General features: G+C 72.8%; 25 protein-coding genes. 12 read left to right on the forward strand and 13 right to left on the reverse strand.

Annotated elements, in window-relative coordinates:
• Positions 1-28: 28 nt before the first annotated feature.
• Entirely contained in the window at positions 29-808 is a 780-nt protein-coding gene (locus ABD091_RS18810; RefSeq protein WP_343921506.1) for an SCP2 sterol-binding domain-containing protein, read from the forward strand.
• Here ABD091_RS18810 and mmuM read toward each other — a convergent pair.
• The 6 genes from mmuM to ABD091_RS18840 form a co-directional block, all read right to left on the reverse strand.
• On the reverse strand, positions 805-1,668 hold the full coding sequence (gene mmuM, locus ABD091_RS18815; RefSeq protein ID WP_343921508.1) for a homocysteine S-methyltransferase: 864 nt from the start codon (positions 1,666-1,668) through the stop codon (positions 805-807). The genes ABD091_RS18810 and mmuM overlap by 4 nt on opposite strands.
• Before the next feature lie 24 nt (positions 1,669-1,692).
• On the reverse strand, positions 1,693-2,862 hold the full coding sequence (locus tag ABD091_RS18820; protein ID WP_379190187.1) for a phospholipase D-like domain-containing protein: 1,170 nt from the start codon (positions 2,860-2,862) through the stop codon (positions 1,693-1,695).
• Between the two features lie 149 nt (positions 2,863-3,011).
• Positions 3,012-3,602, reverse strand: a complete 591-nt coding sequence (locus ABD091_RS18825; RefSeq protein WP_343921512.1) for a GTP-binding protein — start codon at positions 3,600-3,602, stop codon at positions 3,012-3,014.
• Positions 3,592-3,960, reverse strand: coding sequence for a DUF742 domain-containing protein (locus ABD091_RS18830; RefSeq protein WP_343921514.1), 369 nt, complete (start codon positions 3,958-3,960; stop codon positions 3,592-3,594). Before ABD091_RS18830 ends, ABD091_RS18825 begins: the two co-directional genes overlap by 11 nt.
• A gap of 9 nt (positions 3,961-3,969) precedes the next feature.
• Entirely contained in the window at positions 3,970-4,395 is a 426-nt protein-coding gene (locus ABD091_RS18835) for a roadblock/LC7 domain-containing protein (RefSeq protein WP_425571495.1), read from the reverse strand.
• A complete protein-coding gene (locus tag ABD091_RS18840) occupies positions 4,395-7,403 on the reverse strand; it encodes a sensor histidine kinase (RefSeq protein WP_343921516.1) in 3,009 nt (1,002 codons plus the stop codon). The genes ABD091_RS18835 and ABD091_RS18840 overlap by 1 nt, the downstream gene beginning before the upstream one ends.
• Before the next feature lie 161 nt (positions 7,404-7,564).
• Between ABD091_RS18840 and uvrB the strand changes: the two genes are divergently transcribed.
• The 3 genes from uvrB to ABD091_RS18855 all read left to right on the forward strand — a co-directional run bounded on the left by uvrB (position 7,565) and on the right by ABD091_RS18855 (position 11,492).
• Positions 7,565-9,694 carry an excinuclease ABC subunit UvrB gene (gene uvrB / locus ABD091_RS18845; protein ID WP_343921518.1) on the forward strand — a complete coding sequence of 710 codons (2,130 nt, stop codon included), beginning with the start codon at positions 7,565-7,567 and terminating at the stop codon, positions 9,692-9,694.
• A 169-nt stretch (positions 9,695-9,863) separates the two neighbouring features.
• Positions 9,864-10,298, forward strand: coding sequence for a VOC family protein (locus tag ABD091_RS18850; protein WP_343921520.1), 435 nt, complete (start codon positions 9,864-9,866; stop codon positions 10,296-10,298).
• Positions 10,299-10,370: 72 nt separating this feature from the next.
• Positions 10,371-11,492, forward strand: coding sequence for a hypothetical protein (locus ABD091_RS18855; RefSeq protein WP_343921522.1), 1,122 nt, complete (start codon positions 10,371-10,373; stop codon positions 11,490-11,492).
• Here the strand turns inward: ABD091_RS18855 and ABD091_RS18860 are convergent.
• Complete coding sequence (locus ABD091_RS18860; protein ID WP_343921524.1) at positions 11,483-12,013, reverse strand: DUF1707 SHOCT-like domain-containing protein; 531 nt, start codon at positions 12,011-12,013, stop codon at positions 11,483-11,485. The genes ABD091_RS18855 and ABD091_RS18860 overlap by 10 nt on opposite strands.
• Positions 12,014-12,078: 65 nt before the next feature.
• Between ABD091_RS18860 and ABD091_RS18865 the strand changes: the two genes are divergently transcribed.
• Complete coding sequence (locus tag ABD091_RS18865) at positions 12,079-12,624, forward strand: hemerythrin domain-containing protein (protein ID WP_343921526.1); 546 nt, start codon at positions 12,079-12,081, stop codon at positions 12,622-12,624.
• Between the two features lie 9 nt (positions 12,625-12,633).
• Here ABD091_RS18865 and opgC read toward each other — a convergent pair whose 3' ends face one another.
• The 6 genes from opgC to ABD091_RS18895 form a co-directional block, all read right to left on the reverse strand.
• Complete coding sequence (gene opgC, locus ABD091_RS18870) at positions 12,634-14,838, reverse strand: OpgC domain-containing protein (RefSeq protein ID WP_343921528.1); 2,205 nt, start codon at positions 14,836-14,838, stop codon at positions 12,634-12,636.
• Positions 14,835-15,278, reverse strand: coding sequence for an ATP-binding protein (locus ABD091_RS18875; protein WP_343921531.1), 444 nt, complete (start codon positions 15,276-15,278; stop codon positions 14,835-14,837). Before ABD091_RS18875 ends, opgC begins: the two co-directional genes overlap by 4 nt.
• Complete coding sequence (locus ABD091_RS18880) at positions 15,271-15,606, reverse strand: STAS domain-containing protein (RefSeq protein WP_343921533.1); 336 nt, start codon at positions 15,604-15,606, stop codon at positions 15,271-15,273. Before ABD091_RS18880 ends, ABD091_RS18875 begins: the two co-directional genes overlap by 8 nt.
• The gene (locus ABD091_RS18885; RefSeq protein WP_343921535.1) at positions 15,603-17,639 is read right to left on the reverse strand and encodes a glycosyltransferase; all 2,037 of its coding nucleotides are present in this window, start codon (positions 17,637-17,639) and stop codon (positions 15,603-15,605) included. Before ABD091_RS18885 ends, ABD091_RS18880 begins: the two co-directional genes overlap by 4 nt.
• The gene (locus ABD091_RS18890; protein ID WP_343921537.1) at positions 17,636-18,853 is read right to left on the reverse strand and encodes a PP2C family protein-serine/threonine phosphatase; all 1,218 of its coding nucleotides are present in this window, start codon (positions 18,851-18,853) and stop codon (positions 17,636-17,638) included. Before ABD091_RS18890 ends, ABD091_RS18885 begins: the two co-directional genes overlap by 4 nt.
• 135 nt (positions 18,854-18,988) lie before the next feature.
• Complete coding sequence (locus ABD091_RS18895; protein WP_343921539.1) at positions 18,989-20,248, reverse strand: MFS transporter; 1,260 nt, start codon at positions 20,246-20,248, stop codon at positions 18,989-18,991.
• 53 nt (positions 20,249-20,301) lie between these two features.
• Here ABD091_RS18895 and ABD091_RS18900 point away from each other — a divergent pair, with 53 nt between their 5' ends.
• From ABD091_RS18900 to ABD091_RS18930, 7 genes are read left to right on the forward strand one after another with little or no spacing between them, the layout of a single operon-like run.
• Positions 20,302-21,246 carry a LysR family transcriptional regulator gene (locus ABD091_RS18900; protein WP_343921541.1) on the forward strand — a complete coding sequence of 315 codons (945 nt, stop codon included), beginning with the start codon at positions 20,302-20,304 and terminating at the stop codon, positions 21,244-21,246.
• Positions 21,243-21,758 carry a hypothetical protein gene (locus ABD091_RS18905; RefSeq protein WP_343921543.1) on the forward strand — a complete coding sequence of 172 codons (516 nt, stop codon included), beginning with the start codon at positions 21,243-21,245 and terminating at the stop codon, positions 21,756-21,758. Before ABD091_RS18900 ends, ABD091_RS18905 begins: the two co-directional genes overlap by 4 nt.
• Positions 21,758-22,267: a hypothetical protein gene (locus ABD091_RS18910; RefSeq protein ID WP_343921545.1), complete on the forward strand. Its 510-nt coding sequence runs from the start codon at positions 21,758-21,760 to the stop codon at positions 22,265-22,267. The genes ABD091_RS18905 and ABD091_RS18910 overlap by 1 nt, the downstream gene beginning before the upstream one ends.
• Positions 22,268-22,276: 9 nt before the next feature.
• Positions 22,277-23,251 (forward strand): NAD(P)/FAD-dependent oxidoreductase, encoded by a 975-nt coding sequence (locus ABD091_RS18915; protein WP_343921547.1) that lies wholly within the window; start codon positions 22,277-22,279, stop codon positions 23,249-23,251.
• A gap of 1 nt (position 23,252) precedes the next feature.
• Positions 23,253-23,729, forward strand: coding sequence for a pyridoxamine 5'-phosphate oxidase family protein (locus tag ABD091_RS18920; RefSeq protein ID WP_343921549.1), 477 nt, complete (start codon positions 23,253-23,255; stop codon positions 23,727-23,729).
• A 52-nt stretch (positions 23,730-23,781) separates the two neighbouring features.
• Positions 23,782-25,011, forward strand: coding sequence for a glycosyltransferase family 4 protein (locus tag ABD091_RS18925; protein ID WP_343921551.1), 1,230 nt, complete (start codon positions 23,782-23,784; stop codon positions 25,009-25,011).
• The gene (locus tag ABD091_RS18930) at positions 24,998-25,726 is read left to right on the forward strand and encodes a class I SAM-dependent methyltransferase (protein ID WP_343921553.1); all 729 of its coding nucleotides are present in this window, start codon (positions 24,998-25,000) and stop codon (positions 25,724-25,726) included. The genes ABD091_RS18925 and ABD091_RS18930 overlap by 14 nt, the downstream gene beginning before the upstream one ends.

Consider the following 25,726-nt stretch of genomic DNA (forward strand, 5'->3'; position numbering starts at 1 on the left):
GGCCAGGTGTCTGTGACATGGTGTGACAGTGACGACCGCCACGCCCGCGCTCGCCGACGTCCTCGCCGACCTTCCGCGCCGAGCGCTGCCCAGCCGTCTCGCGGCCGTCGCGGGCACGGTCCGCTACGAGACGCCGGGCGACGCGCTGGCGCTGCGCTTCGACGCGGGGCGGATCGCCGCCCATCCGGCGGGAGCCGACGTCGACGTCGTCGTCCGGGGCCGTCCCGAGGTGCTGGCCGCCGTGGTGGCGGGCGAGCGCAACGCGGGTCTCGAGTACCTCCGCGGCACCCTCGACATCGAGGGCGACACCGACCTGGCGCTGGCGATGGGCGGCCTGTTCGAGGTCCCCGGCCGCCCCGGTGTCGCCGTCGACCCGCGTCGTCTCGAGCCGGTCGAGGTCGCGACGGCGGTGGGTGAGGTCGACGGGCGACACCTGGAGAAGGTGATGAGGTCGGGCTTCCGCGCCGTCGTCCTGGGTGAGATCTTCGACCGGCTCCCCGACTTCGTGAACCCGACCCGCGCCGCGAAGGTCGACCTCACCGTCGGCTTCCGGCTCACCGGTCACCCGGACGGCGAGCTCGAGCGCCGGGTCGTGGTGGTGCGCCACGGTGCGGCCACGGTCACCGACGGCGACCACGACGGGCCCCGCGACGCCACCGTCACCTGCGAGGGCCACGACTTCCTGCGCCTCGCGACCGGCCACCTGAGCCCGGTCTTCGGCGTGCTGCGAGGCCGGCTGAAGGTGAAGGGCGACCAGGCGAAGGCGCTCCAGCTGACGAGCGTGCTCGACATCCCCCGGGCGGACTAGGGGGCGACGGCCTCGAGCCGGGTCGACAGCGCGGCGATGTCGCAGGGTCCGGTTCCGCAGCAGCCCCCGACCCAGCGCGCGCCGGCCGCGACCCAGGCCTCGACCAGCGAGAGGTCGAGGGCGTCGCCGTAGGACCACTGCTTGCGGTCGGCGTCCCACGAGCCGCCCCGGTTCGGGTAGGCGACGGCGGGGAGACCCGTGGCCGCGACCGCCGCCGTCACCGCGCCGAGGACGTCCTCCTGGGCCGAGCAGTTGACGCCCACCGCCACGAGGCCCGGGCGATCGGCGAGGACGGCGTAGGCCTCGCCCAGCGGTTGCCCGGCAGCCGTCCGGTCGCCGGTCACGGTGTAGCTGACCCAGGCGGGGAGGCCGGCGTCGGCCAGCAGGTCGGCGACGACCTCGGCCTCCTCCTGGTCCGGGATCGTCTCGACCGCGAGCAGGTCCGGCCCGGCGGCCACCAGCACGTCGATGCGGGGTGCGTGGAAGTCGCGCAGCCGGGCCCGGCCGATGCCGTAGCGGCCGCGGTACTCCGAGCCGTCGGCCAGCACCGCGCCGTACGGTCCGACGCTGCCGGCCACCAGCAGGCCCGCGTGGGTCTCGGCGAGCTGGTCCCGTACGCCGCGCGCGACCGCGACGCTGCGGGCGAGGAGGTCGGGCTCGGTGGCCTGATAGCTCGCCGTCGTCGCCACCCGCGCGCCCGCGAGGTAGAACGCCCGGTGCGCCGCCGCGAGCAGCTCCGGGTCGTCGGTCAGCAGCCGGGCGGTCCACAGCGACGAGGACAGGTCGGCGCCGCGCTCCTCCAGCGCGGTCGACAGGCCACCGTCGAGGGCGACCACCCGGTCGAGGGGCAATGTCGTCACAGCGGGCCCCTCACAGCCGGCCCCTCACAGCAAGGGCCGCAACGGGTTCAGCACCATCTCGGTGAACCGCCGGTGGAGGTCGCGCGCCGACCACTCCGACAGCGTCAGCTCGAGGCAGTTGGACTGGTCGGTCTCGAAGATCTCCTCGAGCCTGCCGGCGAGTCCCTGGTCGATGACCTCGAGGTTGATCTCGTAGTTGCCCTGGAGGCTGAGCCGGTCGATGTTGGCGGTGCCGACGGTCGACCACGAGCCGTCGACGGTCGCGGTCTTCGCGTGGACCATCGCGCCCTGGAAGCGCAGGATCCGGACACCGCCGCGCAGCAGCTGGTCGTAGTAGCCGCGCGAGATCCAGTCGGCGACGACGTGGTTCGACTTCAGCGGGACCAGCAGCCGGACGTCGACGCCGCGGCCCGCGGCCGCGACGAGCGCGTCCACGAAGTCCTGGTCGGGCAGGAAGTAGGCCTGGGTGAGCCAGACGTTGCGGCTGGCCCGGTTGATCGCCTCGAGGTACATGCCCCGGATGGGGAACATCCACAGCCGCGGCACGTTGCGGTGGACCCGTACCCGCGGCTCCCACGCCGCAGCAGTCTCCAGGAGCAGCGGCCGCTCGCTCTGGCCGAGCAGCCGGCGGCGGTTGAGGTTCCAGAAGTCGGCGAAGGCGCGCTTGAGGTCCCAGACCGCCGGGCCGGTGATCCGGACGTGGGTGTCGCGCCACTCCGTGGCGTAGGCCGTGCCGATGTTGTAGCCGCCCACGAACCCGACGGCGTCGTCCACCACGAGGATCTTGCGGTGGTCGCGCCCGTAGCGGCGCAGGTCGAGGAACCTCCACCCCGCGTTGTAGGTCGGGTAGGGGAGCACCTTCATCGAGGAGGGGAACCGCTTGAAGCGCGGGGAGACCACGACGTTGGCGAAGCTGTCGTAGATGCAGTGGACCTCGACGCCGCGGGCGGCGGCGTCCGTGAGCGCCTGCTTGAACTCCTCGCCGACCTCGTCGCCCTTCCAGATGTAGGTCTCGAAGAGGATCTGGCGCCGGGCACCCGCGATGGCCTCGAGCATGTCGTCGTAGAGGTCGCGCCCGTAGGTGTAGGTCGTGACGTCGCCGTCGGCCTCGCCGACCGCGACCGTGCGCGGTGGCGTGACCGGGAACGGCTTGGGCCTCCTGCTGCGCCGCCGGTAGGAGTCGACCAGGGACATCCCCACCGCGAGCACGACCTGGATGCCGAGCAGCGTCAGCAGCGTCCGTCGTACGTACCGCAGGATCACCAGCACGCCTCAAACCTACCGGTCCTCCCGCGGTCGCCCGGGACCGCAGGTCGAGGCGAGGGACGACCTCGCCCGCGCGATCAGCTGGCCGGCACCGCGACCGAGCTGGTCATCCGCTCGAGGGCGTACTCGGTGACCCGGACGAGCGCCTGCTTGACCGACTCGCGGTGGCGGGCGTCGAGGTGGATCATCGGCACCGAGTCCGGCAGGGCGAGCGCACCGCGGACCTCGTCGAGGTCGTAGCGGTGGGTGCCCTCGAACTGGTTGACCGCGACGATGAAGGGGATCCCCTTCGCCTCGAAGTAGTCCAGTGGGGAGAAGGCCTCGTCGAGGCGCTCGGTGTCCACCACGACGATCGCGCCGATGGCGCCGACGCAGAGGTCGTCCCACATGAACCAGAAGCGCTTCTGACCCGGCGTGCCGAACAGGTAGAGGACGAGGTCGGGGGCGAGCGTGATCCGGCCGAAGTCCATGGCCACGGTCGTCGAGGTCTTGCCCGGTGTGTGGGCCGCGACCTCGTCGACGCCCTCGGACTCGTTGGTCACGAGCGCCTCGGTGCGCAGCGGCATGATCTCGGAGACCGACCCCACGAAGGTCGTCTTGCCGACGCCGAAGCCGCCGGCGACGACGATCTTGGTGGAGGTGACGGCGCGGCGGTCGTCAGAGTGCACGGAGTCCACGGAGGGTCCTTTCGATCAGGTCGCGGCGCTCGTCGGTCGAGGAGGAGTCGGTCAGCGTCGCCTGGACGCGCACCAGTCCCTCCTCCACGAGGTCGCCGAGCAGCACGCGGACGACGCCGATGGGCATCTTCACCAGCGCCGACACCTCGGCGACGGACTTGCTGTCGCAGACGCGCAGGATCCGCTGGCGGGGCGTCTCGCCGCCCTCGTCGTCGAACCCCTGGCGGCGCAGGGTGGCCTCCACGGGGAGGTCCACGTCGGTCTTGGTGCGACCGGCGGTGAGCGTGTAGGAGCGCACGAGCCGGGGCGCGCGCGTCTCGACGTCCTCGTGGTTGTCGTCGCTGCTCATGGGGGCCTCCTACATCCCGGGCGTGCGCGCCTGCGCCTGGACCATCTGGCCCACGCGCTCGACGAGCAGCGCCATCTCGTAGCCGATCTGGCCGATGTCGGCCGAGTCCTGGGTGAGGACGGCGAGGTGCGAACCGTCGCCGACGCTCATCAGCAGCAGGTAGCCGTTCTGCATCTCCACGACGGTCTGCAGCACCGGACCGCCCTCGAAGAGCCGGGAGGCGCCCACCGCGAGGCTCGCGAGGCCGGAGGCGACCGCGGCCACCTGGTCGGCGCGGTCCGGCGGCAGCTGGGCGCTGGCTGCGGTGAGGAGGCCGTCGGCGGAGACGAGGATCGCGTGGGCGGTGCCGGGGACCTCGTCCACGAAGCGGCTGACCACCCAGTCCAGCTCTCGCGCCTGGCTCACGGCCGTGGTGGGGGAGAAGGTCTCGCTCATCAGGGGGTCACGTCCTCTACGGGGTCGGTGGGTGCGGTGGCTGCTGCTGCGCTTGCTGGGCTGGTGGCCATGGTGCGGCCGCGGGCGACGCCCGCGGCGTGTGCGGCGAGCCGCGCCCGGATGGCCTCCGGGTCACGGTGGAGGGTCGGGGCGGCCTTGGTCATGCCTCCGGGCACGAGCCGGTTGCCCGGGTCGCGCACGGGCAGGCCCGACTGGGTGAGGCGGGAGGGTGCGGCCTCCGTCACCTTCTCGGCGGCCTGCCAGCCGGCGTCGGCCTGGTCGTCGCTCCAGTCGTTGCCGCCGTCGTTGGAGAACCAGCTCGACCGCAGCTGGCGGAAGAGCGGGGTCTCGTCGTCGTCGGCGCTGCTGTCGACGTCGTAGGTCGTCGGCCCGCTCAGGGCGTCGACCACGACCGGCTCGGCCGCCTCGGACAGCGAGGACACCGTGGCCAGGGCCTCGACGGCGACGGTCTCGGGGTCCAGCGACGCCACCATCGGTTCGATGACGGGCTGCTGGGCCTCAGGCACCTCCGCGGCGGGTGCCTCGACGACCGGCTGCTCCGCGGCGGGTGCCTCGACGACCGGCTGCTCCGCGACGGGTGCCTCGACGACCGGCTGCTCCGCGACGACCTCCTCGGCCGCCGGCTCGGGCGTGGCGGGCCGCTCGCGGCGCGGCAGCAGCGGGGTGAGCTCCTGCGGCTGGTCGGAGGTCCCCGGGCGGCGCTGGGGGAGCCGGATGTTGGCGTTGATGACGGCCGAGAGCGCGTCGAGCCCGGGCACCTCGGCAGGACCGGCCTCGGCGGTCGCCGCCGGGGTGGTCGCGGCCGCCGGAGCAGCCGGTGCAGCCGGTGCAGCCGGCGCGGTGGGCGCCGCCGGTCGGCGCGTGGGCAGGGTCGAGGTCGGCGACGGGAGGGGCGACTGCTGGGAGAGCCGGTCGGCATCGGGGAGGCTGGGCCGCTTGAACATGGCCTCCGCGAGGTTCGGTCGCCCCGAGGCGGCGACCGGTCGCGCCGGTGCCGGATCGGCCTCGGGCTCGGACTCGGCCGCGGCGGTGGCCTCCTCGGGCACGAGGGTGGGGTCCTCCTCGATCTCCTCGACCTGCGCGGCCGCCACCGGAACCGGCGTGACCGGGGTGACGGTGGCCAGCGGGGCCTCGCCCTCGTCGCCGAGCCCGTGGTCCGCATCGTCGGCGCCGGTGGAGAGCAGCGGCTTCGGGATGAACACCCGGGCCGTCGTACCACCGTCGGCGTTGCGCTCGAGGGAGACGGTCAGCCCGTGCCGGCGCGCGAGCCGCGCCACCACGAAGAGGCCCATGCGGCGCGTGGTGTCGGCCGTGATCTCGGCGCCGGTGCGCAGCGTCTGGTTGAGGTCGGCCAGGGTGGCGGTGTCGATGCCGAGGCCACGGTCGGCGACCTCGACGAGCACCATGCCGGCGGGCGTGGTCGAGGTGATCTCGACCTGCGAGCTCGGCGGCGAGAAGGCGAGCGCGTTGTCGACCAGCTCGGTGAACAGGTGCACGAGGTCGGGGGCGGCGGCGCCGGTGACCCGCAGCGACGGCGCCCCTGACACCCGCACCCGCTGGTAGTCCTGGACACCGGCGAGGGCCGCCTGCAGCGCCTCGTCGATGGAGAGCGCGTCCTGCTCGCTCGCCTGGGTCGGGGCGTCTGCGAGGACGACGAGCGACTCCGCCGTGCGGCGCATGCGCGAGGCGAGGTGGTCGAGCCGGAAGAGGCTCTCGAGCCGCTGCGGGTCCTCCTCGTCGGTCTCGAGCTTCTCGATCAGGCGCAGCTGCTGGTTGACCAGCGAGGTGTTGCGTCGCGAGAGCGTGACGAACATGTCCGCCACGCGGGAGCGCAGCTCGGACTCGTCCTGCGCCAGGCGTACGGCGGTCTCGTGGAGGTCGTCGACGGCGCGGGCGAGCTGGCCGAGCTCCTCGTGGGTCGTGACCGGGATGGTGGACACGAAGCCCGGGTCCTGGCCGGCACGGATCCGGCGCACGGTCTCGGGGAGCTCCTCGTGGGCGACGGCGAGGGCGTTGTCGCGCACCAGGCGGATCGGGCGGACCAGCAGCCGGGAGACCAGCAGGCCGAGGACGACGGCGATCAGCAGGGCGAGAGCGGTGAGCAGCGCCGTGACGATCGCGGTGCGGTTGGAGGCCGTGGCCTGGGCGGCCAGCCCGGTCTCGATCCGCTCGAGCAGGTCGGTGGTGAGCTGGTCGTAGATCTTGAGCGGCGCCTGGCCCTTGAGGTCCGGGGTGCCGATGCCGAGGAGGCCGGCGTTGCTGGCGTTGTACTGCCGCAGCAGGTCGACCTGCTCGTCGTCGGGGAGCAGCAGCTCGAGGTTGGCGATGGCGGCCGACTCGACTCCGAGGAAGCCGTAGAGCTCCTCCTTGGGGATCACGGCGGGGTCGACCACGACCAGCTGCTGCTGGCGGACGACCGCGAGACGACCGGTGTTGAGGTGGCCGACGACGCCGATGAGCGACTCGGTGCCGGACCCTGCGTCGGTCATGCCGGCGATGCCGAGCGTCACCTGTGCCTCGAGGTCCTGCAGCTCCTGGGACGCGGTGGAGACGATCGTGTAGGACGACCCGTCGCGCAGGCCCTGGGTGTCGTCGAGCAGCTGGCGGACCTGGGCCCGCTGGCCGTCGGACAGGTCGGCACCCGACCAGGCGGACTCGAGCGCGGCGGCGGCGTCGTTCACACGCTTGAGCGCGGCGTCGCGCCGCTGCTCGTCGTCGGTCTCGCGGAAGACGAGCGCGGCGTCCTCCGCCGCGTTCAGGTAGGCGACGGCGGGGCCGAGCACGGTCACCTGGCTGGCGGTCGCGTTGGCCGCTCCGGCCACCTGGAGCTCGTCCTGGACACGCAGCGCACCGAGCACGACGGCGAGCAGCAGCGGGATCGCCAGCACGAGGGCGACCTTGCGCACGACCGGCCACTCGGAGACGCGCAGGGACCGCCGCGGGTCCTTCTCCGTCTCGGACCCGTGGAAGTCGAGTGTCTCGGGCATGGTGCCTCTTCTTCTGTTCGGGGGGCAGAACAGCGACACGTCTGGCCGGGGGGGTACCGGGCGCGCCTTTCGGCCAGACTAGGGAGACGGCGGAGTCTCGTCACCGGAATCGGCAAATTGGTCCAGACGGGGCTGTCGGTGGGGGGCCGTAGGCTCGCCGCATGCGGCCCGTGACCGATCTCGAGCGACGTGTGGCGCCGTTCCACGTCCAGTCCGACTACCAGCCCTCCGGTGACCAGCCGACCGCGATCGCCGAGATCACCCGGCGGATCGAGGGCGGCACCCAGGACGTCGTCCTGCTCGGCGCGACCGGCACCGGTAAGACCGCGACCGTGGCGTGGGTGGCCGAGCAGCTCCAGCGCCCGCTCCTGGTGATGCAGCCCAACAAGACGCTCGCCGCCCAGTTCGCCAACGAGCTGCGCCAGCTCTTCCCCGACAACGCGGTCGAGTACTTCGTCTCCTACTACGACTACTACCAGCCCGAGGCCTACGTCCCCCAGACCGACACCTACATCGAGAAGGACTCCTCGATCAACGAGGAGGTCGAGCGGCTGCGCCACTCCGCGACCAACAGCCTGCTGACGCGGCGCGACGTGATCGTGGTCTCGACGGTGTCGTGCATCTACGGCCTCGGCACCCCCCAGGAGTACGTCGACCGCATGCTCCGGCTCCGCGTCGGCGAGGAGCACGACCGCGACTCGATCCTGCGGCGGCTCGTCGAGATCCAGTACACGCGCAACGACATGACCTTCACCCGCGGCACCTTCCGGGTGCGCGGTGACACCCTCGAGATCTTCCCGGTCTACGAGGAGATGGCGGTCCGCGTCGAGTTCTTCGGTGACGAGGTGGAGCGGCTGATGACGCTCCACCCGATCACCGGCGAGGTGCTGACCGAGGACGAGGAGCTCCACGTCTTCCCCGCGACCCACTACGTCGCGGGTCCCGAGCGCATGGAGCGTGCCATCAAGGGCATCGAGCTCGAGCTGGCCGACCGGCTCGAGACGTTCGAGCGCCAGGGCAAGCTGCTCGAGGCCCAGCGGCTGCGGATGCGCACCACCTACGACATCGAGATGATGCGCCAGGTCGGGTCGTGCTCGGGCATCGAGAACTACTCCATGCACATGGACGGCCGCAGCCGCGGCAGCGCCCCCAACACGCTGCTCGACTACTTCCCCGAGGACTTCGTGCTGGTCGTCGACGAGTCCCACGTCGCGGTCCCGCAGATCGGCGGCATGTACGAGGGAGACATGTCGCGCAAGCGCAACCTCGTCGACCACGGCTTCCGGCTGCCGAGCGCGATGGACAACCGGCCGTTGCGGTGGGAGGAGTTCCTCGAGCGGATCGGCCAGACCATCTACCTCTCGGCCACCCCGGGTGACTACGAGCTCGACAAGGTCGGGGGCGACACGGTCGAGCAGATCATCCGGCCCACCGGGCTGGTCGACCCCGAGGTGGTGGTCAAGTCCACCAAGGGTCAGATCGACGACCTGATCAGTGAGATCAACGCTCGCACCGAGAAGAACGAGCGCGTGCTCGTCACGACGCTCACCAAGAAGATGTCGGAGGACCTCACCGACTACCTCCTCGACGCCGGCATCCGCACCCGCTACCTCCACTCCGAGGTCGACACCCTGCAGCGGATCGAGCTGTTGCGCGACCTGCGTCTGGGCCAGTACGACGTGCTCGTCGGCATCAACCTGCTGCGAGAGGGCCTCGACCTGCCCGAGGTCTCGCTGGTGGCGATCCTCGACGCCGACAAGGAGGGCTTCCTGCGCTCCGACAAGTCCCTGATCCAGACGATCGGCCGTGCCGCCCGCAACGTCTCGGGCGAGGTGCACATGTACGCCGACAAGGTGACCCCGTCGATGGAGCTGGCGATCGACGAGACCAACCGACGCCGCGAGAAGCAGGTCGCCTACAACCGCGAGCACGGCATCGACCCCACCCCGCTGCGCAAGAAGATCGCCGACATCACCGAGATGCTGGCCCGCGAGGACGAGAACACCCAGGCGCTGCTCCAGACCTGGGCCGACGTGGGGGAGAAGGGGCGCGCTGGTGGCGTGAAGCCCGGCACCTCCCCGACGCCGGCGCTGTCGCGGATGCGCGACGACGGCCACCACCCCGACCTCGCCGGCCTGCCGAGCAGCGAGCTCGCCCAGCTGATCCAGGAGCTGACCGAGCAGATGCGCACCGCCGCGGCCGAGCTCCAGTTCGAGCTCGCAGCCCGGCTGCGTGACGAGATCGGCGACCTCAAGAAGGAGCTGCGGCAGATGATGGAGGCGACGAAGTGAGGAGGGGGCCCCGAGTGAGGAACGAGCTCGGAGGGTTCCCGACGAGCGAGGAGCGCGCGAGCGCAGCGAGCGCCGGCGACGAAGTGAATCTCGACAGGCTCGATCACCGGGGTGGAGCGGGTTCGCGAGTGAGGAGCGAGCTCGGAGGCCGGCGCATGGTGTGCTCGCGATGACCGCCAGGACCGTTCAGGTCACCGTCGACTGCTCCGACCCGCGTGCACTCTCGGAGTTCTGGTGTGCGGTGCTGGGCTACGTCTTCCCGCCGCCCCCGCCGGGCTTCGAGAGCTGGGACGCCTTCTCGGCGTCGCTCCCGCCGGAGCTGCGCAACAGCCGGTCGGCCTGCGAGGACCCGGACGGAGTCGGTCCCCGCCTCTTCTTCCAGCAGGTGCCGGAGCCGAAGGTGGCCAAGAACCGCTTCCACCTCGACGTCCGGGCGGCCCCCGGGCTCGAGGGAGGCGAGCGGATGCGGGCCCTCGAGGCCGAGGCGACGCGGCTGATCGGCCTCGGTGCCTCGCGGGTGGAGCGCCACGAGCCGGCGCCGCCGATGCAGGCCGGCCACGTGGTCATGCGTGACCCCGAGGGCAACGAGTTCTGCCTCGACTGAGAGGTAGTCACAACTGGGGAAGGATCCGTCCGGCCGCCCCGGTCGCGGCTCGAGCGGCGCGAGGCTGGCCGCATGAGGAGGCGACCGCTCGCTGCGTTGCTGGCCGTGCTGCTCCTGGGCGGCGTGGCCTCCGCACTCGTCGGCGTGCTGCGCGATCGCGACCCGAGCGGCTACCCGCAGCGCATCGGGTTCGAACGCCCCTCCGACCCGCTGCCGGCGCGTCCGGGCGTGCTGGCCGCGACCTTCGTCGACAACGACTTCGGCAACGCCCGCGGCCTCGGCGTGACGGCGAGCGGCGACCTGTTCGAGCTGCCGGGCGACACGGCGCTGTCCCCGGACGGCGCCGTCCTCCTGGTGCAGTCGTGGGAGTGGAACGGCCGGTTCGAGGTCCGCGACCTGGTGACGGGGAGCATCACCCGGGTCGCTGACCTGTCCCGACGACTGCGGATCGGCCCCGGTGTCGACTGGTCGCCCGACAACACCCTCGTGCTGATCGACTCGACGACCCACCCGCGCCACGACGAGGGTCCGAGTGTGGTCGAGCTCGACACCGGGGAGACCACACCGCTCGCCGAGGGCACGCCGGCGGGCTTCCTGTCCCCGACCGAGGTGGTGACGGTGACGGTGGGCGACGCACTGGCGGTGACGACGACCGACCTCGACACGGGGAGCTCGACCGCGCAGCCGTTGGTCGCGACGGACGGGTGGACCGGCGATCCGGTGAACCGGCCGGCTGCGAGCCTGTCGCCCGACGGTCGGTTGCTGCTGCTGGTCGAGCCCGGCCGCGACGCCGTCGCCCGGCTGTTCTCCCTCGCGGACGGGCGGGAGGTGTGGTCGGTCGACGTGGACAACTGGGACGGCTGCGCGCCCTCGTGGCGCGGCCACGATCCGGTGCTGCCCGTCCGGTTCGAGCCGGGTGGCGGCCCGCAGGGCTGGGCCGGCGCCGAGCAGCTGACCGCAGACGACGCGATCTCGCTGGTGGCCGTGCACCCACGTCTCCAGTCCCGGTGCCTGGTGCTGACCTCGGGCGCGCTCGAGGCCGGTCCGCGGTGGGCGCTCTTCGGCACCTCGACAGGCCTTCTCACGTGGTACGCCGGCCCGGCGGTCGTCGCGGCTGCCCTCGCCCTCGGGGTCGTCGCCCTGGTCGTGCGCCGGCGGCGCCGCGGGTCGGAACGGCCGGTGGGTCAGGCCTGATCCTCGTCGTCGGGATCGCGCTCGAGGGCCTTGCGCTCCTTCTTCTCGAGGCGCCGACGCTCGTCGGCGACGATGTCGTCGCGCTGGACCTGGGTCCGGCCGACGTTGAGCAGCGCGGCCAGGGTGACGAACGCGGGCCACGGGAACGACCCCACCCCCGAGGTCACCAGCCAGATCGTCCAGACGATGGCTGAGACGGAGATGAAGCCCCACAGCGCCTCGCGTCGGTCGCGTCGCCACTTCTCGAGGGCCCGTTGCTCGATCGCGAGGGGGGCGTGGGACGAGGTGGTGGGGCTCGCCGGCACGAGGTCCTCCAGGAAGGCGGGCAGCTCGCCCAGCGTGCGCGCCGACTGCAGCCGGGTCGTGCGGTCGTCGAGCTCCTCGTGGTCGAGCCGGCCCTCGGCGTAGGCCTCGCCGAGGACGCGCGCCACGACGTCACGGTCGGCGTCGCCGGCGCGGAGGGACGCGTGCTCCACGCGCCGGGGGTCGCGGCTGAACTCGGCCCAGGGGTCGCTGGTCACGCCCACACCCTAGGGGCCACGGACGGGTGAGCACGGCCTCATGGCGCGCTGGTTAGGGTCGCGCCATGACCTCCATCGATCTCGGCCGGCCCGTGCAGGGCGACGTCGTCGACCTGATCCTCGACGACCACCGTCGTTTCGAGGCCCTGCTGCGCGACCTGCGGGACAGCTCCTCCGACCGCGACGCCGTACGTCAGGCGTTCGCGGCCCTCCACGTCGCCCACGCCCTCGCCGAGGAGAAGCTGGTCTACCCGAAGCTGCAGCGCAAGCGCGCGGTCGGCGAGCACGAGGCCGAGCACGGTGAGGTTGAGCACGCCGAGGGCCACGAGGCGCTGCTCGCGGTGCTGGAGCTGAAGGGCACCGACACCCAGGCGTTCGACGACGCCGTCGAGGAGCTGGCGGGCGTGGTCAACCACCACCTCACCGAGGAGGAGCTGTCGATCCTCAACCCCGCACGCGACGAGGTCGGCGAGCAGGTCCGCGCCGACCTCGGCGCCGCTTTCGCCGCTGAGCGGAACCGGCTGCTCGACGACGGGTGCGGCACCCTCACCCAGGTCCGCGAGATCGTCTCCGCGGCGCGCCACGAGGGTCTCCTCGACGACGAGGACTGAGCGCGTCGCTCAGACCATCGACGCGCCCACCACGACCAGCAGCAGGAGCCCGGTGACGGCGAGGGGGTGACGACCGGCCGCGCCGCTCCACCCGAACGCCCGCTCGATCAGGCCCCACCCGAGGACCGCCACGGCGATGACCGTCGTGGCGCTGATCAGGGCCACCACCATCGTCGGCTGGACGTCCGGCGCGAGGCCGACCAGCACGCACGCACCCCACGCGGCCGAGGCGAGCCCGACCACGCCTGTCGCCCCGAGCGCGACCCGCCGCCCCAGGTCGTCGCTCGTCAGCAGGAGGTGGACGGCGACCATCGCGTGGACGAACGGCAGCTGCCACACGAGCAGGGGCCAGCCGGTCTCCCACCCGAGGGCTGCGACCTGCCAGCCGGTCTGGGCGCCGAGGGCGAAGACGAGCCAGGAGGCCCCGAGCAGGATCCACCAGCCACCGCGGCGGCAGGCGGGACCGACCGCGGCCGCGAGCACCGCCAGCACGGCGAACAGTCCGAGGAGGACGACCGGACCCGGGGCGACCCGCAACGCCAGCAGGTCGGTCGTGACGGTCCCGGGAGGCGGGTAGTCCAGCAGCAGGGCGGCGTCGGCATAGCTCCCGAACGGGGAGGTCACCCCCGGGAGGGCGTCGAGCAGCAGGTGGAGCACCGTCAGCGCCACCGCGGCGAGGTAGACCACCACGGCGCGCTTCAGGTGTCCCGAGACGGCCGCGGGAGAGCCGCCGACCTCGACCAGACGGTGCTCGGCCAGCATGTGCGCCGCACCGGACACGGCGAGCAGCGTGCCGACGGCGCCGACGACCAGCCAGCCCGGGAGGGAACCGACGTCGAGACCGAGCGTGACGACGAGGGCGACCAGGGACCCGAGCAGGATCGAGCCCCGGACCACGTCGAGCCGCGGGTCGCGTTCGACGACGTCGCCGTCGACCTCGAGCCACCGCGGGCGCAGCAGGCCGGCCACCAGGGCGAGCACGAGCAGCAAACCGCAGCCGAGCCACCACCACGCCGGCGAGGTTCCCCGGTCGTCGAGGGTCGGGTCGGCGCCGGGCGCCGGTCCGGCCGGCTGCGGCGTCACCAGGTCGGTGTCGCGGTCGCGGACCTCGTAGACGGGAGCGAGCTCGATCCGCTCGGAGGCGCGCAGGTCACGACGCAGCGCCTTCGCGATCGCCGGGGAGGCGGTCGCCCGCCACTCGACGACCACGTCGTCGACCTCCGGCTCGGTCCGACGCACCTCGAGCCAGGTGACCCCGCCGATCCGGTCGTCCGCATCGACGACGGAGAGCAGCTGGCGCCACCACTGGCGCTTGACCTCGATCTCGGGGTCGCCGCCGACGGCCGGGTTGTACGGCGCCGCGGTGCCCAGCAGCAGCGGCTGGACGGTGGTGGCGAACCGGTCGACGAACGGGCGGCGCGTCCGGTCGTCGCCGTAGCCCCACTGCTCGTCGAGCCGCAGCCGCAGCTCGGCCCCGGGCAGCTCGGCGTTGCGGCGCAGTGCCTGCGACTGTCCGAGCCGGTACATCGACAGCCCGACCCAGTCGACGGCCGCGTCGCCGGGGTAGTAGGGACCGTAGGGGTCGTCGGCCGCGTCGAGCCGGTCGTCCCCCGACGTGTCGAGACTGGGCCGGTCGCGCTCGAGCACCTCGTCGAGCGCCCCGTCGGCGCCGTCGACCGCCCGGAACGGATAGCCGGACCCGTAGACCGGTGCCCAGACGGTTCCGGCGTCGGTGTCGGCGTGGAGGGCGTCGGCGACCGTCCGGAAGGCGGCCACGAAGTCGCGGGGCTGCTGTCCCCAGGTCTCCCACGACCCGTTCATCTCGGGGGCGAACCGGACCAGGAAGCGGACCCCCCGGTCGCGCTCGAGCCGCCGGAGCGCCCGGGCGAGGTCGTCCGCGTCGCCGGGGGTCAGGTCGGCGAGCGGCACCAGCGGCCGGGCGTCGAGCACGACCACGGTCCCCAGCGCCGCCGCGTCCGTCGCGACGTCACGCACCACGGCGCGGGCGTCCTCGTCGAGCGGGTAGCCGAGCTCGACCGAGACCAGCGACGGGTCGGCACCCAACCGTGCCGCGTAGTCGGCGAGGCTGTCGCTCCTGGTGTCGATGACCGGACCGAACCACGCGTCCGCGCCGTCGGGCTGGGGAGGCGTGGCGACCGCCGGGGAGGCGACCAGGACGGCGAGGGCGACCACCAGCCCCGCGAGCAGCCTCACGCCTGGTCGCGTCGGCAGACCAGCACCCACCGGTTGCGTCCCCCCGAGCGCTCGTAACGCATGTCGTCGACGGCGGCCAGCGCGAGCGCCAGGCCGCGGCCCGACTCGGCGTCCTCCCCGGGCATGGTGACCTGGCCCAGGTCGATCTCGACCGGCAACCCGTTGTCGGACACCTCCGCCTCGACGCGCGCCGCGTCGAGGAGCAGGCGCACCTCGAGCGCCCGCCCGACGCCGCCGCTGGTGCTGTCGAACGCGTAGGCGTGCTCCACCGCGTTGCCGACGATCTCCACGAGGGCGCTCTCGAAGCGGATCCGGTCGAGCATGGTGACCGCGCCGTCGAGCTCCCAGAAGCGGGCGAGCGCGTCCTGCACCTCGTCGATGGCCCCGGGACTGACCGGCAGGTCGAGGACGAGCTCGTGGCCCGCCGCGGGGTCAGTCATCGAAGGCCCCGTCGACGTCGGCACGGGGACGGAGCACCTTGTCCATGTTGGTCAGCTTGAACACCGTCAGCACGGCCTCGGTGGGTCGCGCGATGCGGAGGTCGCCGCCGGCCTGGCGTGCGGTCTTGAGGCCCGCGATGAGGGCACCGAGGGCGGAGGAGTCGAGGAAGGTGGTCTCGGCCAGGTCGACCACGATCCGGGTGTTGCCGGCGGTGACGAGGCCCGTGAGGGTCTCGCGCAGCTGTCGCGCCGCGACCATGTTGAGCCGGCCGCGGGGTGTCACCACCCCGATCCCGGCGTCGGTGGTGCGGACGTCGAAGTCGATCATGCTGCTCCTTGCTCGTCGTCAGGGTGGGCGTCGGTGGTGCGGTCGTGGGGGGTGCGCGCGGCGCTGGTCCCGCGCGGGATGGTGGGTCGCTGTCCGGCCGGGTCGAAACCGCGGTAGCGCACGGCCTGGAGGACGACCGAGAAGATGACCAGGTCGAAGACCACCCAGATCATGTTGACGGCCGTGCCGACGGGAGGTGCCTGACCGACGGCGAGCCGCACACCACCGACCGCCAGGGCTGCGAGCAGCAGCCCGACGGCGACGAGCTGCGGCCGGACCAGGTCCCAGCGGTGGCCGGTGTCCTCGCGCCGCTCCTTCGGGGTCACCGCGAAGTCGAGCGGACGGTGGAGGAAGACGTTGCCGAACGCCGAGGTGAACGCCTTGATCCAGACCGGGAACAGGGCGAGGGAGTACTGCATCCCGCGCCAGGTCGGCCGCCCGTCGGCGACGACCCAGAACAACAGCTGGTTGACGACCAGGAACGGGACGAGCCGGAGGAAGAAGTCGACGCTGAACGCCTGGACGGGGAGCACACCGATCGTCAGGTAGATGACCGGCGCTGCGATGTAGACCAGGGCGGCGAAGCCCGAGAGATAGCTCCACATGGTGGAGAAGTACATGAGCCGTTGTCCGACGCTGAGGCCCTGCTGGACGAGCGGGTTCTCGCGGAACATCACCTGGACCGTGCCCTGGGCCCACCGCAGCCGCTGGGTCATCATCGTCTGCAGGTCCTCGGGAGCGAGCCCGAGCGCAAGCACCTCGTCGTGGTAGGCCGTACGCCAGCCCAGTCCGTGCACCCGCATGCAGGTCGCCATGTCCTCGGTCACCGACACGGTGGCCATCGGCATCACCGGCTGTGCCTCGCCGCCGAGGTCGACGTCGATCGCGCGGATCAGCGCGTCGACCGTCTCGACGGCGCCGAGCGGAGACCACTCGCGGTCGGCGAGCTGGGCGAGGGCGTCCTCGTCGACGTCGGCGAGCGTGGCGTCGGAGCCGGCGAGCTCCTCGAGCCCTGCGATCGCCGCGAGGTCGGCCTGCAGCGCCTGCAGGTCGGCGGCGACCAGCCGGCGCCGGATGTCGGCGACCCGCTGCTGGAAGCGGTAGGTCACGTCCATCAGGGCCGTGCCGCGGTCGAGCTCGCGCCGGGCACGCCCGATGTCGTGGAGCACCTCGTCGAGCGCCTGGCGCACGGCCTCCTCGTCGGCGCCGAGGGTGCGCCGCGCCTCCTTGACGACCGACCGGGCCGTGCGGAGCGCCCGCCGGACGCCTTCCTCCACCTCCGCCGCGTAGCGGGAGACCCCGAGCTGCATCAGCGCCTCGCGCCGGATGATCGCGTTGGACCCGCAGAAGAAGGCGGCGTTCCACCCGTCCTTGCCCTGCTGGATCGGGCCGTAGAACAGGGGTGCCTGGCTGCCGAGCGGGTCGGAGTCGGGGACGTTGACGAAGTACTGAGGCGTCTGGACGATCGCCATCTTCTCGTCGGTGAAGTAGCCGAGTGTGCGGTCGAGGATCTCGGGCAGTGCGACCTGGTCGGCGTCGAGGATCATCAGGAACTCGCCCTCGGTCTGGAGCAGGGCGTTGTTGAGGTTGCCGGCCTTGGCGTGGCGCGGCATGCCGACCCAGTCGTCGCTCCGCGTGATGACCCCGATGCCTTCGGCCTCGGCCAGCTCCCGCAGCTCGGCGCGGTTGCCGTCGTCGAGGATCCAGGTCTGGTGGGGGTAGCGGATCCGCTGGGCCGCGCGGGCGGTCTCCATCACCAGGTCGAGGGGCTCGTTGTAGGTCGTGACGAGGACGTCGACGGTCAGTCCCTCCGGGGCTGCGGGGGCAGGGCCCCGTTCGCGCAGCCGCCACATGCCGAGCCCGAAGAGGAGCGAGTCGACGAGGCTGTACGTCTCGGCGAGCACCAGCGGGACGGCGATCCACCAGGCGTCCCAGTTGACCGAGAACAGCCAGCGCCACACGACGTAGTTGATGCCGAGGATCGCGGTCACCACCACGATGACGCGGATGACGGCGAGGCGCACCGGCCTCATGCGACGGGTTCCCCGCAGTAGACGGCGACGGCGGTCACGTCGTCGAGCTGCAGGGTCTCACGGGTCGTCCGGCGCAGCTCGGCGAGCAGGCCGCCGGCATCGGCGTGGGCGCGCATCATCAGCGCCACCTCGGTGACCCAGTCGTCGGGGTCGTCGAGCAGGTCGAGCACCCCGTCGCTGAAGAGCAGCAGCCGGTCGCCCGGGTCGAGCGACACGAGGTGCTCGGTCCAGCGGTCGTCGCGGAAGACGCCGAGGGGCCGGTCCTCTCCCGCGAGCAGCTCGGCCCGGCCGTCGCGGCGGAGCAGCACACACAGCCCGGACCCGGCGTCGACGTAGCGCATGACGCCGTGGCGCAGGTCGATGGCGGCCTGGAAGAGGGTCACGAAGGTCTCGGCGCGCTCGAGGTCGCGCACCAGGCTCTGGGCCACCTGCGTGGTCGCGGTGCCGAGGTTGGTCCCCTCGACGACCGAGGCGTGGGTGGCGCGGACGGCCGCCCGGACTCCCGCCCCCACGAGCGCCGCTCCGGTGCCCTTGCCCATCACGTCGCCGAGCCCGAGGTGGAGGACGTGGCCGGTCAGTGCGTAGTCGTAGAGGTCGCCGCCGACCGCCTGCGCGGGCAGGCAGATGCCCGTGACCTGCCAGTCGCCCTCCTTGATCGGGCGGGACGGCAGCATCGAGGCCTGGACCTGGCCGGCCCGGGTCATCTCGCGGTTGGTGACGAGCTCCTGCTGCGCCCACACGCCGAGGTCCCTCAGCGTCTGCTCCTCGGACGGCGAGAGCGTCCTGACCCGGGTGTCGTAGAGGCAGAAGACCCCGACGACGTTGTCCTGGGAGTCCAGGAGCGGGACCCCGGCGTAGAAACGGATCCCGGCCTCGCGGACCGCCGTCAGCCCGGAGAACCGCGGGTCGGCCGTGGCGTCCTCGACGACCGTGAACTGGCGGGCTCGTGTGGTGCGGTCGCAGAAGGTGTCGTCACGGTCCATCTGCTCGATGTCGAAGCCCTGCGCGCTGGGGAACCAGGCCTGGTCGTCGTCGAGCACCGTGATGGAGGTCCAGGCCGCGTCGAAGACGCGCTGGGCCAGTCGGGTGATCCGGTCGAGGCGCTCGTCGGACTCCTGGCGCACGGGGATCACCAGTCCGAGGCTGACCACCGCGTGCTGGCGGCGTCGCTCGTCGAGGGGCGCCACGGTGGCAGCCGCCGAGTCGCTGCTCATGGGGGGATCCTTCGGTTGTGCGGTGCCGGGAGGGGAGGCACCGGGTGGGACGTGCACAAGTGTTTCCCGAGGTTAGTCGTGTGACAAGAGTGACGTGCGGAAACCGCGGCAAGGCGGCGTAGGTCACGCGCCCCGTCAGGCGAGCAGCGACGGCGTACGCCGCAGCGAGCGCACGCAGCTCGCGACGACCGCCCAGAGCAGCAGGCACTGCGCCACCACCCCGGGCCAGCCTGCCCACTCGTAGGCCTGGCCCGCGAGGCTGCCGAAGAGGGACGAGCCGATGTAGTAGCTGACGAGGTAGAGCGATGCGGCCTGGCCCGCGCTCACGCCGCCCGCGTGGGCGCGGACCGGCACCCAACCGCTGGCCACGCCGTGCACCGCGAAGAAGCCGACGGCGAAGACGGCGAGGCCGAGGACGACCAGCGGCAGCAGGTCGGGCAGCGTGAGGAGGAGGCCGAGGACCGCCAGCGTGGCGCCCACGGGCACCACGGCGCGCCGGCCGACCCGGTCGGCGAGCCGACCCGAGACCGTCGAGCTCAGCGAGCCCAGCGGGTAGACCAGGAAGAGCAGGCTGACGGCACCGAGGCCCAGGCCGAAGGGGGAGCCCCCGAGACGGAACCCGAGGACGTTGAACACGGCGACGAGCGAGCCGACCGAGCACCCGCCGATGACGTAGAGCGCACGCAGGGCTGGGTCGGCCAGCGCCCGGCGACCGGAGACGACGACGGCGGAGAGGCCGGCCGGGCGAGGGACGAAGCCCCGCGACCGCGGGAGCAGCAGGGCCACTGCAACGGTGCAGACGATCGCCACCAGCGCGGTGGCGCCGAGGCCCCACCGCCAGCCCCAGGCCTCCGCGAGCGGGCCGGTCACGAGCCGGCCGGCAGCGCCGCCGAGGGCCGTGCCGCCGATGTAGAGGCCGGCGGCGCGGGCGTGGGCGCCCGGGTGGAGCTCCTCGCGCAGGTAGGCGGTCGCGACGGCGGGGAGGCCCGCGAGGGTGACGCCCTGGAGCAGCCGCAGGAGCAGCAACGCCTCCCAGGTGGGCGCCAGCGCACACGCCACGGCGACGACGGAGGAGCCGACCAGCGAGAGGTGGATCAGGCGGGTGCGGCCCACGCGGTCCGACCACGGCCCGGTGACCAGCAGCGCCGCGGCGAGGCCGACGGTGGTCAGCGACACCGTCAGGGTGCTGCGGGTGGCGCTCACGCCGAACTCGTCGACCAGCTCGGGGAGCACGGCCTGCGTGTCGTAGAGGAGGGCGAACGTGGCGAGGCCGGCGGCGAACAGCGCTGCGACGACCCGGCGGTAGCCCGCGGTCCCCGGACGGTGACCGGCGAAGGACTCGACGTCGGCGGCGTGGGTGGTCACGGGCGACCACCATGCCCGGCCCTCGCTCATGCGTCCAATGTCCAGAAGTCCGACAGGTCATGCAGAACTCGTATGATGATCGGATGGACCTGCGCGACCTCGCCTGGCTCGTCACCGTGGCCGACGTCGGCCACGTCACGGACGCCGCCGCGCTGGTCGGCACCAGCCAGCCGACGCTGTCGCGGGCGCTGGCGCGCGTCGAGGCCGAGCTCGGGAGCCGGGTGTTCGAGCGGCTGCCGACGGGCGTCCGTCCGACGCCGGCCGGCGAGGTCGTGCTGGCCGCGGCCCGACAGCTCACCGCCCGCCACCAGCAGCTGGTCCGTGACCTGGCCGCCGCCCTCGACCCCGAGGCCGGCGTCGTACGGCTGGCCTTCCTCGACTCGCAGGCCACGTCGCTGGTGCCGGAGGTGCTCGCGGCGTTCCACGCCGAGGCCCCGCGGGTCCGGGTGGAGCTGCGCCAGGAGCCGGGGCACGAGATCGTGGCCGACCTCGAGCGCGGTGCGGTGGACCTCGCGTTCACCATGGAGCGCCCGCAGGGCGACTACGGGTGGGCGCCGCTCGCGGTCGAGCAGCTCGTGCTGGTCGTCCCGCCCCACCACCGGTTGCGCGGTCGCCGTCGGGTCGGTCTCGCCGAGCTGGCCGGCGACGAGCTGGTGACCACCCCGCCGGGCTTCGGCCACCGGCGCCTCGTCGACGACCTGATGCGCGACGCAGGGGTCGCGCCGGCCGTCGCCTTCGAGAGCGAGGACCTCACCACGATCGTCGGGCTGGTCGCCGCAGGGTTGGGGGTCGCCGTGGTGCCGGACGTCGTCGCCGCGCGCAGCGGTGCCGAGGCCGTGCCCCTGGAGGGTGCCGCTCGTCGCACCATCGGTCTGACCTGGCGCACCGACCATGAGCCGACGCCACCCGCGGAGCGGTTGCGGCGTTTCGTGCTCGCCCGGGCCGACGCCCTCAGCGGGGCGGGCCAGGATGCGTACGATGCGCGACACGAACGCCGTGTCGGGCGCGGGGGACAGGAGGGCCGGTGACCATCACCCAACGCCGGGAACCGGACGTCGTCGACACCGGGCTGGCGCTGGTCGCGGTGCTGCTCGCCGCGACCGTCGCCCTCGGCGCCTTGCTGGTCCTGGGTGATCGCGGGCGGGCCGAGGCGGTGTCCGGCACGGGTGAACGCTACGGAGCGGTGATGTCAGCGGCGGCCGAGGAGGCCGACGCACTCGTCAACGTCGCGCACGACGACCCCGCGTCGATCGAGCGGGTCGTCGACGGCGCTGCGGGCGATCTGGCCCGGCGCTACGCCGACAGCGGGGTCGTGCTGCGCTCGCTCACCCGCCAGCGCGCCGTCGCGCGGGGCGCGGTCGTCGAGGTCGGCGTCGTCGCGCTCGGCCCCACGTCCGCGACCGTGCTGGCGGCCACCGACGGCACGCTCGCGACCCGCGCGAGTCGCGGCCGCCCGCGCGAGCGTGACGCCCGGCTCCGCCTGGAGCTGGTGCTGGAGGACGGGCGTTGGCTCGCGACGTCCGTCGAGGTGCTCGACTGATGGCCGCGTCCGCCCGCCGACGGGTCGTCCTGATCACCCTGGTGGCGGTGCTGGCCGCCGCCGTCGCGGTCGAGGCCTGGCTGCTGCGCGACGACGGCGCGGCGGCGCCGACGGCGGCGCGGCCGGTCGTCACGGCCCCGGTCGAGACCGCGGCCGCCGTCCGCTCCGCGGCGAGCAGCACCCACGCGATCCTCTCCTACGGATTCTCCGACCTCGACGCGCAGCTCGACGACGCCGCCCGTCGGATGACGCCCGGGTTCGCGGCCCGATTCCGCGCCCGGGTCGAGGAGGGCGGTGACGACCTCCTCGCAGGCCGCGCGACCCAGGAGGCGCGGGTGGTCGACGCCGGGGTCGTGCGCTCCTCGGGCGACGAGGTCACCGCGCTCGTCTTCGTCGACCGGCTGGTCGCCTCGGCCGGCTCCGGCACCACGACCCGAGGTGAACGGCTGCTGGTCACGGTCGTCCGCCGCGACGGCGTGTGGCTGGTCAGCGACATCCGGACCCGGTAGGACTGTCACGTGGCCACCGAGACCGACGCGGACCTGCTGATCATCGGAGCGGGGCCCACCGGGCTCTACGCCGCCTACTACGCCGGGTTCCGGGGCCTGCGGGTCGCGGTCGTCGACAGCCTGCCCGAGCTGGGCGGGCAGATCACCGCCATGTATCCCGAGAAGGCGATCCTCGACGTCGCAGGCTTCCCCAGCGTCAAGGGACGCGACCTGGTCGAGGGGCTGGTGGCGCAGGCGTCGACCGCCCACCCGGCCTACCACCTCGACCGCACGGCCCGGACGCTGCGCCACGGGGAGGACCACGTCGTCGTCGGGCTCGACGACGGCTCCGAGGTCAGTGCCGGGGCGCTGCTGATCACCGCCGGCATCGGCAAGTTCAGCCCCCGCCCGCTGCCCGCCGGCGACGGTTGGCTGGGCCGCGGCATGGAGTTCTTCGTGCCGTCCTTCCAGCCCTACGCCGGCAAGGACGTCGTGATCGTCGGCGGCGGCGACAGCGCCTTCGACTGGGCCCTCCACCTCGAGCCGGTGGCCCGCAGCGTGGCGCTGGTCCACCGACGCGACGCCTTCCGGGCGCACCAGCGCACCGTCGACGCTGTCAGGTCCAGCGAGGTCGAGATCATCACCCGCGCCCAGGTCACGCAGCTGCGCGGCGAGGAGACGCTCGCCGAGGTCGAGGTGACGGTCGACGGTGAGGAGCCGCGCACGCTGCCCTGCCAGGCGCTGGTCGCGGCGCTCGGGTTCGTGGCCGACCTCGGCCCCCTCCAGGAGTGGGGGATCGAGGTGGAGAAGCGCCACGTCGTCGTCGGGCCCTCGATGCAGACCTCCCTGCCGCGGGTCTTCGCCGCGGGTGACATCACCGAATATCCCGGCAAGGTGCGCCTGATCGCGGTCGGCTTCGGTGAGGCGGCCACGGCGGTCAACAACGCGGCGGTCGCCATCGACCCGAGCGCGCACGTGTTCCCCGGCCACTCCAGCGAGGGCTGAGGTGGCCGGCTCCCGCGACGCCGTCCGGATGGACGAGGCCGAGGTCGCGGCCTTCCTCGGGACGCAGCTCAAGGTGCAGGTCGCCAGCCTGGGACCCGACGGGCACCCCCACCTGACCACGCTGTTCTACGTCCTCGACGAGGGCCGGATCGCCTTCTGGACCTACGGCCGCAGCCAGAAGATCAGGAACCTCGAGCGTGACGACCGGGTCAGCTGCCTGGTCGAGGACGGGACGGAGTACGCCGAGCTCCGCGGGGTCTCGATCCGCGGCCGGGCAGAGATCGTCCGCGACCGCGCCGAGATCGAGCGGATCGGCGGCGCGGTCGTGGTGGCCATGACGGGCGTCGGATCGCTGGGGGACCTCGGCGAGCTGGGCCGGACCGAGGTGGAACGTCAGGCGGCCAAGCGGGTCGCGGTCGTCGTACGCCCCGACCACGTGGCGAGCTGGGATCACCGCAAGCTCGCTACCCGCGGGTAGTCTTTCCGCGGCCTCCCGGCCGCTGTCGACGGCTCTCCCGAAAGGTTCCCGGATGCGGATCGCGCTGCTGTCCTACCGCAGCAAGCCCCACTGCGGTGGTCAGGGCGTCTACGTCCGCCACCTCAGCCGCGAGCTGGTGGCGCTCGGCCACACGGTCGAGGTGTTCTCGGGGCCGCCCTACCCGGTGCTCGACCCCGGTGTGGCACTGACCGAGGTGCCGAGCCTGGACCTCTACCGCGAGCCCGACCCGTTCCGCGTCCCGAGTCTGCGGGAGTTCCGCGACCGTGTGGACGTCGAGGAGTTCCTCACGATGTGCACGGCCGGGTTCCCCGAGCCGAAGACCTTCTCCACGCGGGTGGCGAAGCTCCTGCGCGACCGCGCCGGCGACTTCGACGTCGTCCACGACAACCAGGTCCTCGGCCACGGCATGGTCGACATCGCGTCCTTCCTGCCGATGGTCACGACCATCCACCACCCGATCACCCTCGACCGCCGGATCGACCTGGCCCAGGCGACCTCGCGGCGGCAGCGGCTGACGCTGCGCCGGTGGTACGGCTTCCTGCGCATGCAGGGCAAGGTCGCGCGGCAGATGCCGTTCATCCTCACGCCGTCGGAGTCGTCGCGACGTGACGCGGCGCGCGACTTCGGCATCGACCCGGAGCGGATGCGGGTCGTCCAGCTCGGGGTCGAGGAGCGCTTCGTCCCGCCGACCGGGCCGCGGGTGGCCGGCCGGATCATGGCGATGGCGAGCGCCGACGCGCCGGTCAAGGGGATCGCCACGCTGCTGGAGGCCTTCGCCAAGCTGCGGGTCGAGCGGCCCCACCTCGAGCTGGTGCTGGTCAGCAAGCCGGTCGCCGGCGGGCGTACGGAGCAGCTGATCGACCAGCTCGGGCTCGAGGGGTCGGTGCGCTTCGTCCACGGTCTCTCCGACGACGAGCTGGTCGCGCTCATGGGCTCGGCCGAGCTCGCGTGCGTGCCGTCGCTCTACGAGGGCTTCAGCCTGCCGACCGCCGAGCTGATGGCCTGCGCGACGCCGCTGGTCGTCTCGCGGGCGGGCGCGATCCCCGAGGTCGTCGGGGAGGACGGCGACTGCGCCGACCTGGTCGAGCCGGGCGACGTGGGCCAGCTGACCCATGCGATCGAGGCGATGCTCGACGACCCGGCGCGCCGTGCTGCGATGGGCGCGGCGGGCCGCCGCCGCGTCGAGGAGAAGTTCAGCTGGCGGGCCGTCGCCCAGGCCACCGCTGCGACCTACGAGGAGGCGATCCGTGCTCACCGTTGACTTCGACCGGCTCGGGCTGCGACCGGGTGAGCGCGTGCTCGACCTCGGTTGCGGCGCCGGCCGGCACGCGTTCGAGATGTACCGCCGCGGTGCGGACGTCATCGCCTTCGACCAGGACGCCGACGAGCTGGCCGGCGTCCGCGACCTCTTCGTGGCGATGAGCGAGGCCGGCGAGGTGCCCGTGGGCGCCGAGGCCGACGTCAAGGAGGGCGACGCGCTGGCGCTGCCCTTCGCCGACGGCGAGTTCGACCGCGTCGTGGCCGCCGAGATCCTCGAGCACGTCCCCGACGACCTCACCGCGATCCGCGAGCTGGTCCGGGTGACCCGTCCCGGCGGCACGGTCGCGCTGACCGTGCCGCGATGGTTCCCCGAGGCCGTCAACTGGATGCTGTCGAAGGACTACCACGACGTCGAGGGCGGTCACATCCGGATCTACACCGACGCCGAGCTGATCACGAAGGCCGAGAGCGCCGGACTGGTGCTCGAGGGTCGCGGCTACGCCCACGGCCTGCACGCTCCCTACTGGTGGATCAAGTGCGCCGTGGGCGTCACCAACGACGACCACCCGCTCGCGAAGGCCTACCACCGGCTGCTGGTCTGGGAGATCATGAAGCAACCGAAGGCCCTGCAGTACGCCGCCAAGGTGCTCGACCCGCTGATCGGCAAGTCGCTGGTGCTCTACCTGCGCAAGCCGCACGTCACGGGCGTCGGCTGA

Source organism: Nocardioides aestuarii, assembly GCF_039527245.1.
Lineage (GTDB): Bacteria > Actinomycetota > Actinomycetes > Propionibacteriales > Nocardioidaceae > Nocardioides > Nocardioides aestuarii.

Bases quoted from the DNA above. Each gene is read 5' to 3' on its own strand.
- ABD091_RS18895 (WP_343921539.1), bottom strand. From the start codon at position 20,248: ATGAGCGAGGGCCGGGCATGGTGGTCGCCCGTGACCACCCACGCCGCC.
- ABD091_RS18900 (WP_343921541.1), top strand. From the start codon at position 20,302: ATGGACCTGCGCGACCTCGCCTGGCTCGTCACCGTGGCCGACGTCGGC.
- ABD091_RS18855 (WP_343921522.1), top strand. From the start codon at position 10,371: ATGAGGAGGCGACCGCTCGCTGCGTTGCTGGCCGTGCTGCTCCTGGGC.
- ABD091_RS18885 (WP_343921535.1), bottom strand. From the start codon at position 17,639: ATGAGGCCGGTGCGCCTCGCCGTCATCCGCGTCATCGTGGTGGTGACC.
- ABD091_RS18840 (WP_343921516.1), bottom strand. From the start codon at position 7,403: ATGCCCGAGACACTCGACTTCCACGGGTCCGAGACGGAGAAGGACCCG.
- ABD091_RS18830 (WP_343921514.1), bottom strand. From the start codon at position 3,960: ATGAGCAGCGACGACAACCACGAGGACGTCGAGACGCGCGCGCCCCGG.
- ABD091_RS18880 (WP_343921533.1), bottom strand. From the start codon at position 15,606: ATGATCGACTTCGACGTCCGCACCACCGACGCCGGGATCGGGGTGGTG.
- ABD091_RS18925 (WP_343921551.1), top strand. From the start codon at position 23,782: ATGCGGATCGCGCTGCTGTCCTACCGCAGCAAGCCCCACTGCGGTGGT.
- ABD091_RS18835 (WP_425571495.1), bottom strand. From the start codon at position 4,395: ATGAGCGAGACCTTCTCCCCCACCACGGCCGTGAGCCAGGCGCGAGAG.
- ABD091_RS18850 (WP_343921520.1), top strand. From the start codon at position 9,864: ATGACCGCCAGGACCGTTCAGGTCACCGTCGACTGCTCCGACCCGCGT.
- ABD091_RS18890 (WP_343921537.1), bottom strand. From the start codon at position 18,853: ATGAGCAGCGACTCGGCGGCTGCCACCGTGGCGCCCCTCGACGAGCGA.
- uvrB (WP_343921518.1), top strand. From the start codon at position 7,565: ATGCGGCCCGTGACCGATCTCGAGCGACGTGTGGCGCCGTTCCACGTC.
- ABD091_RS18875 (WP_343921531.1), bottom strand. From the start codon at position 15,278: ATGACTGACCCCGCGGCGGGCCACGAGCTCGTCCTCGACCTGCCGGTC.
- ABD091_RS18865 (WP_343921526.1), top strand. From the start codon at position 12,079: ATGACCTCCATCGATCTCGGCCGGCCCGTGCAGGGCGACGTCGTCGAC.
- ABD091_RS18910 (WP_343921545.1), top strand. From the start codon at position 21,758: ATGGCCGCGTCCGCCCGCCGACGGGTCGTCCTGATCACCCTGGTGGCG.
- ABD091_RS18820 (WP_379190187.1), bottom strand. From the start codon at position 2,862: ATGTCCCTGGTCGACTCCTACCGGCGGCGCAGCAGGAGGCCCAAGCCG.